Source organism: Chryseobacterium ureilyticum, assembly GCF_900156735.1.
GTDB lineage: Bacteria > Bacteroidota > Bacteroidia > Flavobacteriales > Weeksellaceae > Chryseobacterium > Chryseobacterium ureilyticum.
Window position 1 is genome coordinate 453809 of record NZ_FTOL01000003.1, and the last position, 16405, is coordinate 470213.

At 33.4% G+C, this 16405-nt stretch carries 17 protein-coding genes; 8 read left to right on the forward strand and 9 right to left on the reverse strand.

Features of this window, described 5'->3' with window-relative positions; all coding sequences use genetic code 11:
• Window positions 1–29: 29 nt before the first annotated feature.
• From BW983_RS11795 to BW983_RS11810, 4 genes are all read right to left on the reverse strand, one after another.
• Entirely contained in the window at window positions 30–665 is a 636-nt protein-coding gene (locus tag BW983_RS11795; RefSeq protein ID WP_076552136.1) for a carbonic anhydrase, read from the reverse strand.
• Window positions 666–725: 60 nt separating this feature from the next.
• Window positions 726–2318 (reverse strand): SulP family inorganic anion transporter, encoded by a 1593-nt coding sequence (locus BW983_RS11800; RefSeq protein ID WP_076552137.1) that lies wholly within the window; start codon window positions 2316–2318, stop codon window positions 726–728.
• A 146-nt stretch (window positions 2319–2464) separates the two neighbouring features.
• Entirely contained in the window at window positions 2465–2764 is a 300-nt protein-coding gene (locus tag BW983_RS11805) for a hypothetical protein (protein WP_076552138.1), read from the reverse strand.
• 21 nt (window positions 2765–2785) lie between these two features.
• Entirely contained in the window at window positions 2786–3454 is a 669-nt protein-coding gene (locus tag BW983_RS11810) for a carbonic anhydrase (protein WP_076552139.1), read from the reverse strand.
• Window positions 3455–3835: 381 nt separating this feature from the next.
• On the opposite strand from BW983_RS11810, the gene BW983_RS11815 reads away from it, so the two are divergent.
• Together BW983_RS11815 and BW983_RS11820 are read left to right on the forward strand one after the other, a co-directional pair.
• The gene (locus BW983_RS11815) at window positions 3836–4942 is read left to right on the forward strand and encodes a helix-turn-helix domain-containing protein (protein WP_076552140.1); all 1107 of its coding nucleotides are present in this window, start codon (window positions 3836–3838) and stop codon (window positions 4940–4942) included.
• Between the two features lie 103 nt (window positions 4943–5045).
• A complete protein-coding gene (locus BW983_RS11820) occupies window positions 5046–5654 on the forward strand; it encodes a DUF2306 domain-containing protein (protein WP_185116865.1) in 609 nt (202 codons plus the stop codon).
• Here the strand turns inward: BW983_RS11820 and BW983_RS11825 are convergent.
• From BW983_RS11825 to BW983_RS11835, 3 genes are read right to left on the reverse strand one after another with little or no spacing between them, the layout of a single operon-like run.
• Entirely contained in the window at window positions 5651–6205 is a 555-nt protein-coding gene (locus BW983_RS11825; protein ID WP_076552141.1) for a serine O-acetyltransferase, read from the reverse strand. The genes BW983_RS11820 and BW983_RS11825 overlap by 4 nt on opposite strands.
• A gap of 12 nt (window positions 6206–6217) precedes the next feature.
• Window positions 6218–7369 carry a glycosyltransferase gene (locus tag BW983_RS11830; RefSeq protein ID WP_076552142.1) on the reverse strand — a complete coding sequence of 384 codons (1152 nt, stop codon included), beginning with the start codon at window positions 7367–7369 and terminating at the stop codon, window positions 6218–6220.
• Window positions 7370–7933: an acyltransferase gene (locus BW983_RS11835; RefSeq protein WP_076552143.1), complete on the reverse strand. Its 564-nt coding sequence runs from the start codon at window positions 7931–7933 to the stop codon at window positions 7370–7372.
• A gap of 41 nt (window positions 7934–7974) precedes the next feature.
• Here BW983_RS11835 and BW983_RS11840 point away from each other — a divergent pair, with 41 nt between their 5' ends.
• Both BW983_RS11840 and BW983_RS11845 read left to right on the forward strand, forming a co-directional pair.
• Complete coding sequence (locus BW983_RS11840) at window positions 7975–8949, forward strand: 3-oxoacyl-ACP synthase III family protein (RefSeq protein ID WP_076552144.1); 975 nt, start codon at window positions 7975–7977, stop codon at window positions 8947–8949.
• A 29-nt stretch (window positions 8950–8978) separates the two neighbouring features.
• Window positions 8979–9215, forward strand: a complete 237-nt coding sequence (locus tag BW983_RS11845; RefSeq protein ID WP_076552145.1) for a phosphopantetheine-binding protein — start codon at window positions 8979–8981, stop codon at window positions 9213–9215.
• A gap of 12 nt (window positions 9216–9227) precedes the next feature.
• Here BW983_RS11845 and BW983_RS11850 read toward each other — a convergent pair whose 3' ends face one another.
• On the reverse strand, window positions 9228–10400 hold the full coding sequence (locus BW983_RS11850) for a glycosyltransferase (RefSeq protein ID WP_076552146.1): 1173 nt from the start codon (window positions 10398–10400) through the stop codon (window positions 9228–9230).
• The gene (locus BW983_RS11855; RefSeq protein WP_076552147.1) at window positions 10400–11239 is read right to left on the reverse strand and encodes a glycosyltransferase family 2 protein; all 840 of its coding nucleotides are present in this window, start codon (window positions 11237–11239) and stop codon (window positions 10400–10402) included. The genes BW983_RS11850 and BW983_RS11855 overlap by 1 nt, the downstream gene beginning before the upstream one ends.
• 590 nt (window positions 11240–11829) lie before the next feature.
• Between BW983_RS11855 and BW983_RS11860 the strand changes: the two genes are divergently transcribed.
• The 4 genes from BW983_RS11860 to BW983_RS11875 all read left to right on the forward strand — a co-directional run bounded on the left by BW983_RS11860 (window position 11830) and on the right by BW983_RS11875 (window position 16402).
• Complete coding sequence (locus tag BW983_RS11860) at window positions 11830–12600, forward strand: class I SAM-dependent methyltransferase (RefSeq protein ID WP_076552148.1); 771 nt, start codon at window positions 11830–11832, stop codon at window positions 12598–12600.
• Window positions 12601–12768: 168 nt separating this feature from the next.
• The gene (locus tag BW983_RS11865; RefSeq protein WP_076552149.1) at window positions 12769–13797 is read left to right on the forward strand and encodes an acyltransferase family protein; all 1029 of its coding nucleotides are present in this window, start codon (window positions 12769–12771) and stop codon (window positions 13795–13797) included.
• A gap of 252 nt (window positions 13798–14049) precedes the next feature.
• Window positions 14050–15483, forward strand: a complete 1434-nt coding sequence (locus BW983_RS11870; protein ID WP_076552150.1) for an MBOAT family O-acyltransferase — start codon at window positions 14050–14052, stop codon at window positions 15481–15483.
• A gap of 1 nt (window position 15484) precedes the next feature.
• Complete coding sequence (locus tag BW983_RS11875) at window positions 15485–16402, forward strand: hypothetical protein (RefSeq protein WP_076552284.1); 918 nt, start codon at window positions 15485–15487, stop codon at window positions 16400–16402.
• Window positions 16403–16405 lie beyond the last annotated feature (3 nt).

Here is a 16405-nt window from a genome sequence, read left to right on the forward strand (position 1 = left end):
AATGATTTATAATGAGAATTGTGTCTTTTTTATAACCAGCTTACTGCTCCGGTTTCAACATCATAATTAGCTCCAACGATTTTAATTTTGCCTTCAGCCTCAAGATTTTTAAGTGTTGAACTTTGCTTACGGATATCTTCAATCGCACTTCTTACATTTTGCTGATTAAGCCTTTCAAGAAGTGAACTGTTTTTTGATGAACGTTCTTCATTCTCTTCAATGATGTCATTGATAATAGGGTTGAAGTGGTTGATAAGGTGGTTCAGGTTGTCCATTCCAAGACCTTCAATTTGAGCTGCGTCAAGACCTCCTTTTAATGCGCCACATTTAGTATGTCCTAATACTACAATAAGTTTAGAACCTGCAACATTACAACCAAATTCCATTGATCCAAGGATATCCTGGTTTACAAAGTTACCGGCAATTCTGATACTGAAAACATCTCCTAATCCCTGGTCAAAAATAAGTTCCGCAGAAGTACGGCTGTCTATACAGCTTAATACCACAGCAAAAGGCCATTGTCCTTCACGAGTAGCGTTTACCTGCTCAAGAAGGTCTCTGTTTGCTTTAAGGTTATTCACAAACCTTTGGTTTCCTTCTTTTAAGAATTCTAGTGCTTTTTCAGGAGTGATTGTCGATTGAGTTTCGTATGTATGTGCTTTCATATAATTTAATTGTTTTTGAATTTTAAAGTTAAAAATAATAATAATTAATAATAAATAAGATTACATTGCCCTCTTATGAGTAACCAAAATGTGAGAATCCTCACTTTTTTCGTAATCTGTGTATGAAGTTTTAAAGCCTAAAAGTTCTACGTTGATATCCTGTTCTTTTGCTCTGATATTGGCAAAGTCCTGAATCATTTCCAGTACATCGGTTGCAATGTATGAAGTACTCCTTGCATCAATAAGTACATTAGAATTAGGCTTAATATTTTTAAGTGTTTTTTTGATTGCTGCTTTATTTAAAAATGAAACTTCTTCAGCCAGCTTGATCTTTATACCATCTGCATCATCCAGAATTTCTCTGCTTAGATAATAAGCCCTCTTCATATTTCCCTGAAGAATATAGAAAACAGAAATTGCAAGACCAATTCCAACACCTTTTAATAAATCTGTTGCTACCACAGCTACTACAGTTGCTACAAACGGAATGAACTGGAACTTTCCTAAATGCCAGAAATGTTTGAATGTAGCAGGTTTTGCCAATTTGTATCCTACTAAGATCAATACTGCAGCTAATGTTGCAAGCGGGATCAGATTTAAAATTACAGGAATGGAAAGAACACATACCAATAATAATACACCATGAATCATCGCAGATACTTTAGATGTTGCTCCTGCATTAGCATTTGCAGAACTTCTTACAACTACCGAAGTCATTGGAAGACCCCCGATGAAAGAACTGATTAGATTTCCGATTCCCTGAGCTTTAAGCTCAAGATTCGTATCTGTAATTCTTCTCTGTTTATCAAGACGGTCAGATGCTTCAATACAAAGTAAAGTTTCAATAGAAGCTACAATGGCAATAGTTGCTCCCACTATCCATACCTTTGGATTGGTAAAACCTCCAAAATCAGGCATCGTAATCAGATTTTTGAAGTCATCCAGAGATTGTGGAACAGGTAATGAAACCAAATGTTCTTTACCGATTGCCAATGAGCTTCCAGATAATTTAAAAAGTTCATTCAAAAGGATTCCAGCCACTACAGCTACTAAAGCTCCCGGAAGCATTTTCATTCTTTTCAGTATGTGAACTTTATCCCATGCGATTAGGATAGCCACAGAAAATAAAGTAACAACGATAGCGCCCAAGTGGATAGCCCCGAATAATTCTGTAAAATACCCGAAGTTCAGACCGTTATCAAAAATAGATTCATGACCTTCATAATCTTTATCAAATCCTAAAGCATGTGGAATCTGCTTTAAAATAATGATAATTCCTATCGCAGCAAGCATTCCCTCAATCACATTGTTTGGGAAATAGTTGGAAATACTACCTGCTCTTACAAATCCTAATATCAGCTGTATAAGCCCTGCAATGATTCCGGCACAAAGGAAAAGTTCAAATGCACCTAAATCTGTGATGGCAGTTAAAACAATGGCTGTTAAACCTGCTGCAGGTCCTGAAACTGAAATATTTGAATTACTGATGAGTCCTACTACCAGACCTCCCACGATTCCGGAAATAATTCCTGATAATGGCGGAGCGCCTGATGCTAATGCAATTCCTAAACATAGTGGAAGTGCTACTAAAAATACCACGAGTCCTGAAGGGAAATTCTCCTTTATTCCTCCTATTAATGATGTCTTTTTCATGATGTAAAGCTGTGAAAGATAACCGTCCTATTTATTTTTAAATAAGGCAGTTATAAAAGTTTTTAAAATTTAATTTTTAAAGTACATGTGTATCCAATATCAGTAACTGATATGAATAGGTATCAAAAAAATCTAACTATTAAAAACTAAGCTTCGGGAGGCGGAGAAAATATAGTAAGTAAAGGTGACAGATGAAAAGAATCATCGATCAGTACAAAAGACATTCCCTGAAAATCAGGTTCAGAAAACTTCAGATAATCAAATACATCCAGAGTTTTTGGAAGTGTCTTTTCATAAACAATAAATGAAGATGGGTGAGAATGTGGTTCTTCTTCATTTATTATTATATTCGTTCTAAGAATGTCCCAGCCTGCCACCGCAGCAATGCTTGGCAGCGCTGTAAAATTCAGAAAAAACGTTAATATAATAATACTCCAGAATTTCATCTCACATTCTTTTAAGAAAGACTATTTCGTCTTTCTGCTCATTACCCAATCAGAACTTGTAAGGTTGTAGATTTTTTGGATGTCTTTTAAGGTTTTCTCAAAATCAATCTCCAAATCAATAATCTTACCTGTTCTAAGATCAAATACCCAGCCGTGTACAATAGGTTGCTCTTCTAAGATATATCTTTCCTGTACACAAGCCATTTTAATTACGTTGATGCACTGCTCCTGAACATTAAGTTCTACAAGTCTGTCATAACGCTTGTTTTCGTCTTCGATAGAATCAAGTTCAGCCTGATGTAATCTGTAAACATCACGAATATTTCTCAACCATGGATTTAATAATCCTAAGTCTTGAGGGGTCATCGCTGCTTTTACACCGCCGCAGTTGTAATGTCCGCAAACAATAATGTGTTTTACTTTAAGATGTTCTACCGCATATTGAATAACTGCTGTGGAACTCATGTCTAAAGTATTAACCACATTGGCAATGTTTCTATGAACAAATACCTCTCCGGGTTTTGCACCCATCAATTCTTCCGCTGTTGCTCTACTGTCTGAACATCCGATATACAGATAGTCAGGAGTTTGAGTTTTAGCTAAATTATGGAAGAAATCAGGATCTTCTGCTACTTTTGACTCTACCCATTTTTTGTTGTTTTCGAAAATAACTTCGTACGATTGTGACATAATTCTAAAATTTATAATTATTTATTTCGTTTAAATTATTTTCAAAATCAATAGACTAAATCAATAATTGTGCAAAAATATACTTTTTGCTGAAAAATTGATCAGTTTTAACAAAGTTTAATATTAAAATATGCTTAAAATCATGTCTAATATCCCGATATACTTTGCCTTATATTACTTATTGGCTGTTTAATAATCCAAACGTTTAAAAAACTTAGATAAAATTACAAAGTATTCATTACAATTTGAGAATTGTAGATTAAAATATTTTTAAATTATTCCAATTCTCTGATCATGGTGGATCATATTGCTTAAAATAAATCGTTATTTACTGTGTAAAAATGGATAAATTAACGTCCTGATTTTAATTCTATATTTTCAATGGTTGATTTTGATCTGGGAATATTTTATTGGGCAGGCGTGTTTATCGCCTTCTTTTCTTCGTTTTTGATATTGGGAAAACAGAAAAAGAGAACACAGGATTTCCTTTTGGCAATCTGGTTTTTGATTATTGGAATTCACCTCATTTTTTTTATCATATTTCGTGCAGACGGTTTCTTAAAATACCCTTATTTAATTGGATTAGAACTGCTTCTGCCCTTCATGCATGGTCCAATGCTGTATTTGTATATTATATCTGTTACAGGTAGGGAGCTCAGTAAAAAGATCTGGCTTTTGAGCGGGTCATCTGTTCTCGTTGTTTACTTATTACTGTTTCAATTCCTAACACTATCTCCTCAGAATAGAGCAATGGTGTATCTCAATAATGGGAGAGGATACGAACTATTGAGTGATATTATTAAAATTTTAATGATGTTTTCTGGAGTATTTTATGTAACTCTAAGCTGTCTTGAAGTCAGAAAATATAAGAAGAGGATTTCTGAACAATATTCCAATACAGAGAAAATCAACCTGAATTGGGTATATTATCTCATTTCCGGGATTGCATTCATATGGATTGCGGTAATTATAAGGAATGATATTCTTATTTTTTCAATGGTTGTTTTGTTTATTTTGGTAGCAGCTTACTTTGGAATCAGTAGGGTTGGTATTTTGGATTTTCCGGTTATAGCTGTGGAAAAAGAAGCTGATAATGAATCAATAAAGTACCAGAAAAATTCTCCCGGAGATGAAGTTATTCAGACTACTTATAAAAAGCTTGTAGAGCGGATGAAAGGCGAAAAACTATATAAAGATTCTGAGCTTAATCTGAACCATGTTGCACAATTACTTGAAGTTCATCCGAACATATTGTCCCAGACAATCAATTCTATGGAGAACAAAAATTTTTATGATTACATCAATAGGCAGCGGATTGAAGAGTTTAAAAAATTAGCAGTCCTTCCGGAAAATCAAAAATACACTATTCTGTCATTAGCCTTTGAGAGTGGATTCAATTCAAAGACGTCATTTAACCGGAACTTTAAAAAATATATGGATTGTTCACCCAGAGAGTTTTTAAAAAGCCAAAATCTTGACATGAAATAGTAAGTATCAGATAATAAGTGATATAATGTTAGTTTCATCTTTCATTTTGGAACAGTTGGAGTAGTTTTTATGTTCATTTTTGCAGAAAATTCAGTCAATAATTATGAAACAATTCTTATTTATCATCATGTGTTTTTTTGCATTGCTTATCGGGATGTATCCTCTAATCTATATTTTTCTTGAACATAAATATACTTTTTTAGGTTCAAAATCTTCGGAAATACTGAGAAATCAAATCTGGAATTTTGCCTTTTATGCCCATATTATTTTTGGAGGAATAGCTCTTTTTATAGGTTGGCGTCAGTTTGGTGCTAAGTTTCGTACTCAACATCTAAAGTGGCACAGGTTGATTGGGAGAGTTTATGTAATCGCTGTTTTAATAAGTTCTGTTTCTGGAATTTATATAGGAATGTATGCCAACGGAGGAATTATATCATCTGTTGGGTTTATCTCCTTAGGATTAATTTGGTTTATTACGACTTCATCAGCAGTTGTCCATATCAGAAAAGGCAGTGTGGAAAAGCATCAAAAATTGATGATTTATAGTTATGCATGTACATTTGCTGCGGTAACATTGAGGATTTGGCTTCCTCTGCTTGGAAATCTTACCCACGATCCTGATAATTCCTACCTTGTGGTGGCATGGTTATGCTGGATTCCTAATCTTTTGGTAGCGTATGTTATTAATAAAAGAAGATTTACTACGAACTAAACTTTATGATTAATATAACCTTCTGTCGCATTTGATTTAGGATAAATCTTTCCGGGATTTCCCATTATCATAGAATCTGCAGGGACATCAAAATTCACATAGGAATTGGGAGCAATCAATACATTATTTCCAATGTTTACATTGCCCACGATAACGGCATTAGGACCTATCCAGACTTCATCTCCAATGACCGGATAGCCTTCATTTTTGCCACGGTTTTGCTGTCCTATTGTAACACCTTGTGCAATATTACAGTTTTTACCAATTTTTGCTTTAGGGTTAATTACAAGAGTTCCCCAATGTCCAAGATAAAAGCCTTCTCCAATTTGAGTCTCAGGGTAAATCTGGAAACCGTATTTTATTTGATAATGTCTTAAAGCTAACCTCCAGAATATACCTGGGATAGATTTCTTGTTATATTTCTGAGCTTTTCTGAGAACATAAATATAATGTAGATTAGGATTGATACACTTTTTCCAAATTCCTAAAGTGGAAAGCCATTTCCCGCTTTCCCTGTAAAAATCTTTCTGTATTACGCTGTATTCTGGCATTACAAAATCTTTTTATGCTTGATCAATGATTTCCTGAAGATGTGCAACTGATTTTTCCAAAACAAATGGAAGATCGGTATTTGCTATTTCTTTCTCATATTGTGCGGAAAGTTCTTTATTGGTAAGGAATGTTTTCATTCCCTCATAGATTCCGTCTTCTGAGTTTGGAGTGATAAGTCCTAATTTTCCATTCTGTAGAAGATCTTTGATTCCGGAAACATCCGTAGAAACTACCGGTTTATTTAGGATAAGGGCTTCTGCAATAATGGTAGGGAAACCTTCATGGCGTGAAGACATCACATAGAAATCAGACTTTTTAAGATATGGATAAGGGTTGCTTCTGAAACCAAGCATTTTTACCGTTTCCTGAACTCCTAATTGATTTAGTTTTGCCTGTATATTTTCCAAGTCATAACCATCACCAATGATAATGATCTGGTGTTTCAGCCCTTCATCCATCAGTTTTTTATGAACATCTAGAAGTCTGTCGTAGCCCTTCTGAGGATATACAGTACCAATCGTTACAAAAGTCGGAAGATCATTAGAGAAAGGATAGTCCTCAATTTCCACATTGGCTTTCTGTAAAGTATCCTGTTTATCTATAGGATTAAATATTTTTATAACCGCCTGTTTTTCCTTTTCGCTACCGGCAAGCTTTTGCATTTCTTCCTTCAGCTTATTGGAAATCACCAGTATTTTGTCAAATTTAAAAAACTGTCTTATTACATCCGGCGTATATTCTTTCAGATTAAAAATATCATTCTGAATCCAGATAATCTTCTTTGAATCTTTCTGAGGACTGGATAGCAGTTCTCTATACATTCCATGAATAGCTGCGATTTCTACATCGTATTTTTTATCCTTTAAAATAAATTTATAAAGAAGAGACGGAAACATAAGAAGCATTTTCTGATACAGCACTCTGAATGCTTTTACCGGAATTTCATGAGGCTTATTGGTAGTGATCATCTCGCCTTTTATCAGATAATGTAGCTTTACCCATGACGGTACTTCCTGAATATACATTCCAGTATATAGATTGATGAGTAAATCAACCTCATATTTGTCTTGCGGGAGATTTTTCAGGAAATTGATCAAAACTTTTTCTGCACCTCCATGTCTTAGGGAACCAATTCTAATAAGGATTTTCTTTTTTTCAGTCATTTATTTTTTTATAGGTTTGTAGGAGTGAGGGAGGTGTTCTTTTACATAAGCTTCAAGCTTAGGTCTGTCGGTTTCAAGCTCTCGGGGATACATGACGTTATTTTTTAATGCCTTGTCTCCATACTCTTCAATAGTACAGATGAATTTAGCGGGAATACCAGCATAAACGGTTCCATTGGGCATTGAAGAAGTTAAAATAGAACCCGCTCCCAATACACAATTATCGCCTATCTCTGAGCCTAACATGATAATGGTATCTGCACCAATAAAGCATTGCTTTCCAATCTTTATACGTCCGAAAGCCCTTACATCTTTATACTTTTCGAAAAAATGTAAAGCGTTATACCCTCCATCATGATTAATGAAACGAACATTATTGGAAAGAGTAGTCTCGTCACCTATTTCAATTAAAAAAGGTTCCGTACCCAATTCGGGAACTTCCACAAAACGAACATTTTTTCCTACCTTTAATCCTTTAGCAATACAAATTTTGAGATAGATCCTCTTGATCAGGTATTGATAAGTAGTATGTATTTTTAATATGATACGATATATAAATATCATTCTTCTAAATTTGTTTTCCTCCTACAAAGAAAAGAATTTATATGATAAAAATTTCTAAAATAGAATATTATTTACCTGAATTAGTTCTTACTAATATGGATTTGGAAAAGGAATTTCCTGAGTGGAGTTCAGAAAGAATTCAGGAAAAAGTAGGGATCTCACAACGGCATATTTCTGCCGAAAATCAAACAGTGCTGGATCTGGCTATACAATCATCAGAAAAGATTTTTAAAGAGTATGACAGGGATAAAATTGATTTTATTCTTTTCTGTACTCAAAGCCCTGATTATTTTCTTCCCACTACAGCATGCATTTTGCAGGATAAGCTTGGACTGAGGAAAAATATTGGAGCCATGGATTTTAATTTAGGATGTTCAGGGTTTGTTTATGGACTGGCTATTGCTAAAGGATTACTTGTAGCAGGAGTCGCCAAAAGTGTTTTACTGGTAACCTCAGAGACCTATAGCAAACATATTAATCCAAAAGATAAAGGAAACCGTTGTATATTCGGGGATGCTTCAGCTTCAGCAATTATAGAGAAAAATGAAAATGCTGGAGATTATAAATTCTGTTTGGGAACAGATGGAAGTGGAGCGGAGAACCTTATGGTAAAAAAAGGAGCATTCAGAACAGATTTTACACTGAATCCAAATCATGAGTTCAATCCTGAGAATCTTTATATGAACGGACCGGAAATTTTTAATTTTACAATAGAAAAGATTCCTGGGCTAGTAAAGGAAACTATGGAGGTGAATGGCTTTACAATGGATGATATAGATTATTTTGTTTTTCATCAGGCGAATTCTTTTATGCTGAATTATCTGAGACGGAAAACTAAAATACCAGCCGAAAAGTTCTATATCAACATGGAAGAAACAGGAAATACCGTTTCTGCAACCATTCCGATCGCATTAAAAAATATGATGAATGAAGGAATGCTGAAAAAAGGAGATAAGGTATTGCTTGCCGGTTTTGGAGTAGGATATTCCTGGGGAGCTACGATAGTGGAATTTTAATAATCAAATCAATCACAAAATAAGAATATATGAAAACTTCCATTTTTTTAGAAAAACTACAAGAGGAATTAGAAGAAAATCAGGCGTTGAGCCTGGATACTAAACTGAGTGATCTGGAAAACTATGATTCTATCAGTTTACTTTCGGTAATTGCCTTTGTGGATGAAAATTTTAATAAGCAGCTTGATGTCAACCATTTTAAAGATATGGAAACCGTTTCCGATCTTGTGAATATTATTGGTCCGGAGAATTTTGAAAATGAATGATGATAGCTATCATCATTCATTTTGCTTTTGCTGATAAAGATTTTCAAGAATTTCTTCTACAGCATTGAATATTTTTTGATTATCAAATTGTTCTTCAATAGTTTCAAGATTCTTTCTGATTTTGGAGATCAATTCCGGATCGGTAAGAAATTTTTTCATTGCTTCATACATTTCGTTGGTGTCGTAGTTGATCAGGTATCCTGTTTCACGGTCTTTGATCATAATTCCTACATCACCGGTTTCAGTTGCAATAATTGGTTTTTGAAGAATCAATGCTTCGGCAATTACAAGTGGCCAGGCTTCTGATTCGGAAGGAAGGATGAAATAATCCGCATTTTTAATATAAGAATACGGGTTCATCTTATTACCACCCAAAATAAAGGTATCCTGAACATTATTATTTTTTATCTGCTCTGTAAGATTTTGCATTTCCTCTCCGTTTCCAAGTACAATGATGCTGTGATGAAAACCTTCATCAATAAGTCTTTTGTGAGCGTCAATAAGTTTATGGAATCCTTTTCTGTGATGAAGTCTTCCTACGGAAACGAATACGGGTCCTTGAGGAAATTTCTCTAGCTTTTCCTCAGCTTTTCTTTTTATCTCTTCAATAGGAATAGCATTAATTACAACACTTTCTGAAGGATATTTTAAATCAGGATAATAAAGATGCATCATCTCTTTGATTCTTTGGGAGCAGTAGATCATATGATCAAATCTCTGAAAATTCTCAATGATTTCAGGAACTGCTGGTTGTAAAGCAGGAAGATTGATCTCCGAGTGAAACCAACCTATTTTTTTTGAATCCTTATTGCTTGAGTTGTTGACAGCTGAAAAAGTAGCGTAAGAAGGGGAAATCTCTATATCATACTTTTGATTCCCAAGAATATGGTCTGATATTTTGTGATTTTTTAATATTCTTGTGAGTTTTAGTCTTCTTCGAACGAGCTGTATCTTATTAATAATAGGATTTTGGGAAAAACTCTCTTTGCCCTCGGTAAGATATATCTTTTTTACATGGTTGGGAATTTCGTTTCGAAGCTCTCCCTGATTCATGTTGAGACATATCGTTAAATCAAATTTATCTGGATTAAGATTGTTGAGCATACTTAATACCACCTTTTCTACACCCCCCATTTCCATAGAACGGTGCCTGAAAAGGACCTTTATTTTTTTATTTTCAGTCATCACTTGAAAAGTTTTTGTAAAGTAATAATAATTTTTTTCTTTATCCTATATAAAATTCCATTTTGATATTCTAAAAGAGCAAAAATCTCTTGTTGATTGGTATATGTTTCCGGGATTTTTTTTCCATTGATGTGAGTGAGCTTCCTTCTCTTCATGGTGTTAAAAATTACCTGGGCAAAGTAATCATAGGATTTTGCCTTGTTGTTATTTTGAGAAATCCCACCTGCATGTGCTCTGTATAAATAGTTGATGTCATCAATAAAGTATACATCTCCTTTTTCATACATTTTTAAGTAAAGATCCTGATCTTCGGCAATCCTTAGTTCAGTGTTTATTTTTTCAGTTTTTTCATAAACGCTCTTTCTGAATGTTGTAAAATGATTAATCTGATTAGGATAGTTGAAAAAATAAGGGTCTCCGTTTCTTACCTGCATTGCCGATCTGAATGGAGCTATTGATTTAAGATCTTTATTACAGCTCATAAACCGGGAATAGGTAAGCACTACATTTTTTTTCTTTTCAAAAACATGGATAGCTGATTCAATTGCTGAAGGAAGAATAGCATCATCGGGATCTAAAAAACCGCAAATTTCACCATTTGCTAATTCTATCAACTTACTTTTAGTAACTCCTACACCGCTATTTTTTTCATTTTCATAATACCTAAATCTCTTGTTTCCTGAAATAATGCTTTTTATCAGCTCCTTCTCGTTATCAAAAGATGCGTCATCGAGAATAACAGCTTCCCAGTCTGTGTAGGTCTGCTGAAGCAATGATTCATAACAATTTTTGAAGAAAACTGCATTGTTATAGTGAGCAATAAGTACGGAAAACTTCATATTATTTAAAAGGGAGTTAAGAACCAATTTTTACAGGATAACAATGATTATTAATGTCAAAGAATCTGTAATGGACTATACTATTTGTTAATTTTAAATACTTCAGAAAATGAAGGAAACGGTTCATTGTATAATTAAATTTCAAGTAGTAAAGAGAAATGTTTCATAAAGGATACCAGCTATATTTTTTTCATTTGAGCTACACAAATATAGCTTGTTTTTATATAAATGAGAAAAAAAACGTTTCCAACAATAATGTTTTTTCTCAATTCTTTTTAAGCTTCATAAAAAATATGCTTTTTGAATAGTAATTTTTTAATAAGCGTAACTTTTATTAAAGTGAAGTATTAACAATATTAGGGTGTTATGGTGTAAAGTACATATGAAAAAATTAAGAACTACTGCAACCTTATTTCAAAATAATCATCCCAATATATTCTTTACTCCTAGGCGGTAAAGAATAATAAATTACTGATTAGATAAAGAAATATTCTTGATGTGAATTTTTTTCATGAAATTCGAACAAACGTAATTGTTTTTCATGTAAATGAGAAAAATTATTTATTTTTGTTTTTATTAAAGGCAAAAGAGTGAGTGAAGTAGCAAGAGTTCTCAAAACATTTATCGGATATCTAAAAAGACCAGACCTTTATCCGGAATTAGGTCGAAAAATTATAAAGAACACTATCAATAGAGGTAATGCCTTTAAAGGAAAAGAAAAAACAAATTCCTGGGCAGCTGAAAGAGCAGTATCGCAGAAAGAAGCGGTTTTACATTTGTTTGGGGTTGATATAGATGGGTTTCGTAAAGATTATCAGGACATTTTATCGAATGCAGCAGAAAAAGAAAGGGTATGTCCGGTAAAAATGGGTGGTCCAGGAGCTTTGGAACTAATCTATTACGCTTGTGAATTTGCGAAAGCTGAGCATGTGGTGGAAACAGGAGTTGCCTATGGCTGGTCTTCATTAGCATCCCTTTTATCTCTGGTAAAAAGAAATGGAACTTTGTATAGTTCAGATATGCCCTACCTTGCACAGGATGGCGATCAGTATGTAGGATATGTAGTTCCGGAGAATCTTAGAGAAAACTGGAAGTTATTCCGTTTCGCAGACAAAGAATCTTTACCTAAAATTTTCACTGAAAACAAAGTATTTGATGTACTTCATTATGATTCAGATAAGAGTTATAATGGTAGAATATGGGCTTATCATGAACTTTACAGACACTTAAGAAAATGTGGTGTTTTCATCAGCGATGATATTGGTGATAATTCTGCATATCAGGATTTCTGTGAGCAAAATAATATTGAGACCACAGTAGTAGAGTACGAGGGAAAATATATTGGAGTTTTCATCAAATAAATTTTAGAAATTCCGGGATTCTGTCTTTTCTATTTTTTTGATAAATTGCGGAAAGATTTTGTTCCATGAAAATAATATACGGCATTGCTCTTACAGTAAAGTATAGAGTGGGGTTTCCAGGTGAAAAATATGTAAATAAAACTCTTAGTATTACTGTTTAGTAGTTTTATGAAGATTACTCAGATTACTTTTACCAGGTTTCTTGCGGCAATGGCAATTGTCATCTCGCATTTCAATAAAGACTTATTTTTATATAAAATTAATTATATATCAAATATTTTTCTGAAAGCTAATGTCGGGGTAAGCTACTTCTTCATTCTTTCAGGTTTTATTATGATTGTAGCTTATCATAAAAAGGATAAGATAGAATATTTTGATTATTATAAGAATAGGTTTGCGAGGATCTATCCCTTATATGTTCTTGGTCTTTTATTATATCTAGTAACCAGATTTTCCAATTTTAGTATTTACAAAGGATTCCTGTATTTGTTCGGATTACAGAGCTGGATTCCTGGGGAAGCCATGATTCTCAACTTTCCTGGCTGGTCTATTTCTGTAGAATTTTTGTTTTATCTGATTTTTCCATTGCTGTATAATCGTTTTTATTCCAAAGGAAACAAAAGCATATGGATAGTGACAATTCTTATCTGGCTTGCTACACAAGTAGTTTGCAGTTTATATGCCGACTCTTCTTATTATGAAGGACCTCATACAGAAAGCCATGAACTTTTGTATTATTTTCCGCTGATGCATATTAATGAATTTTTAGTAGGAAACCTCGCAGGCTTATACTTTGTGAAACATTCGGGACAGAAAAATTATGATGTTCCTGTAATTTTAATCTTCGGTGCCATTTTACTATCATTGATTTTTACTTCGTTTTTCTATCACAATGGGCTGATGGCATTATTGTTTATTCCGCTTATTCTTTTGATCTCGAAAAATAATGGAACACTTACAAAGTTGTTTTCATGGAAACCTCTGGAGTATCTGGGAGAAGCAAGCTATGCTGTGTATATTACTCATATTCCGGTTTTATATATTTTGAGAGAAGTAATAAAATGGAGCCAATATGATTTGAATATCAATACTGTATTTGGAATTTACACTATCGTTCTCATTATTACTTCTGTTGTATTTTATCAGTGTATTGAAAAACCATTAAGAGATTATTTAAGAAAACTGAATCTGTGGTGAAAAATTTTAGATAGTTGGGTTTAATCATTGAAAAATGAAAGAATAATTGTAAAGAGTCGTTGATTTTAAACCGAAAATTATTAGAAATAATATATTTTTGTAAAAACATAAAAGCAACCACAGTGATCGAAATAACAAATGTTCCCATAATAGCAAAGAGTATTATTACAGAAAAAGGCTCATTATTTATTTTGTTGAAAGAATAGACTGAAGACTGAAGTCGTAGGTATTAATAATTTCTAAAGCTATAATATGCTATTCAATTCAATAGGGTTTCTCATTTTTTTACCAATCGTTTTTTGTTTGTATTGGTTTGTTTTCAATAAAAAATTTCAACATCAGAATAGGCTGTTATTATTTGCGAGCTTTTATTTTTATGCTTGCTGGGATTGGAGATTTCTTTTTCTATTAATGTTTTCGATTGGATTAGATTATTTATCAGGTATTAAAATTGAGAATAGTAGGAGCAAAAAAGAAGCTAAATTCTGGCTCACCTTGAGTATTGTTATTAATCTTGGATTTTTAGGTTTTTTCAAGTACTATAATTTCTTTGTAGAAAGCTTTGCCGAGCTTCTTGGAGGTTTTGGTTTCAAAGCCAATGTTTGGCTTTTGAATATCATTCTTCCGGTAGGAATATCATTTTATACATTTCATGGCTTATCTTATGTGATTGATGTCTATAAAAAAAGAATCAGTGCAGAAAGAAACTTTACGGATTATGCTGTTTTTGTGAGCTATTTTCCGCTTTTAGTTGCGGGTCCTATAGAACGTGCCACCCATCTTTTACCTCAGATACAAAAAGAAAGAATTTTCAATTACGAACAGGCTGTAGATGGCATGCGGCAGATACTTTGGGGCTTTTTTAAAAAAATGGTAATTGCAGATAATTGTGCACCTTTGGTCAATGAAATTTTTAATAATTACCAGACAGAAAATCCAGTAAACCTGGCAATAGGTGCTGTTTTATTTGCTTTTCAGATCTATGGTGATTTTTCAGGGTATTCCGATATTGCGTTGGGAGTTTCAAGATTATTTGGAATAGAATTACTAAAGAATTTTTCATTTCCATATTTCTCGAGAGATATTGCCGAGTTCTGGAGAAGATGGCATATTTCGCTTTCGTCCTGGTTTAGAGATTATCTTTATATTCCATTAGGAGGAAGTAAAGGTGGGCTTGCTATGAAGATCAGAAATACTTTCATCATTTTCCTGGTTTCGGGCTTTTGGCATGGGGCGAACTGGACATTTATTATCTGGGGAGGATTGAATGCACTGTATTTTATGCCATTGCTGATCATGAATAAGAACCGACAGAATATTGAAGTAGCTGGCCAAGGGAAGATTTTACCGTCCTTTAAAGAATGTCTTCAGATGATAATTACATTTTTTGTGACGTGTATAGCTTGGATTTTTTTCAGGGCAGAATCTGTTTCTCAGGCATATCATTATATTGCAAGAATTTTGAGCAAAGATATATTTTCCTTCCCAAATTCATTACCTGTGAAAACAATGGCTCTAATAGGTCTTATGTTGCTCATAGAATGGATTAATAGGGAAAGATTCCATGGATTGGAAATAAAGAGATTCAGACCTTGGATAAGACGTGCTTTTTATATTGCGATCATTTATATTATTCTTCGTTATGCCAATTTTGGAAATAACGAATTTATCTATTTTCAGTTTTAGCATGAAGAAGTTTTTAATTAAAATAATACCTTATTTTGTTGCGATCATTATTGTGCTTGCTGTATTGGGTTCCTTTGCAGACGGAAATACGGATGACAATTATATGCACTTTGCTGTTAAAAAGCCACAAAACATTATCCTGGGTGATTCCAGAGGTTCACAGGGAGTTGTGCCGGGAGTTTTGAAGAAAAAGCTTTCTACACAATTTGATAACTTCTCTCTGAATATTGTAGAATCTCCTTATGGTCCGGTTTATTTTAAAGCAATAAAAAGAAAGTTAGATCCTGAAACGAAAAACGGTATTTTCATCTTAACAGTAAGCCCATGGAATCTTTCCGCAAGCTATGGAGCTAAAAGTGAAAAAGATTTTCCAGAATTGAAATCTCCACTGAATGATATGTATTTTTATGACAGGTCTCCTAATTATGAATACCTTCTGAAACGGTACACCAGAAGCTGGTTCAAAATTTATACTGAAAGAGCAGAAGTAGAACGTTCCAATACCTTTTTACATGAAGATGGTTGGCTGGAAGTAAATATTGATATGCATAAAGATTCTGTAGCCGCGAGAACTCATAAAAAAGAAATATTCTACAAAGACATTGCGAAAAATATAGATCTGTCTCAGGAGCGATTGAAAGCATTTAATGAAATAATAAACTATTTACGAACTAAAGGAAAGGTTTATCTGGTTCGTATTCCAACATCTCAAAGTCTTACTAGTCTTGAAAATCAAAAATATCCTCATTTTAGCAGGCTAATGAAAGATGTTGCCCATAAACAAAATGTCAAGTTCTTTGATTTCTCAAAAGATTATAATAAATATGATTATACAGACGGAAATCACATGTATAAAGAATCAAGTAAAAAGTTGACGGCACAGATTGCTGATTCTATTGTTTTCAGCAGAAAGTATTAGGTT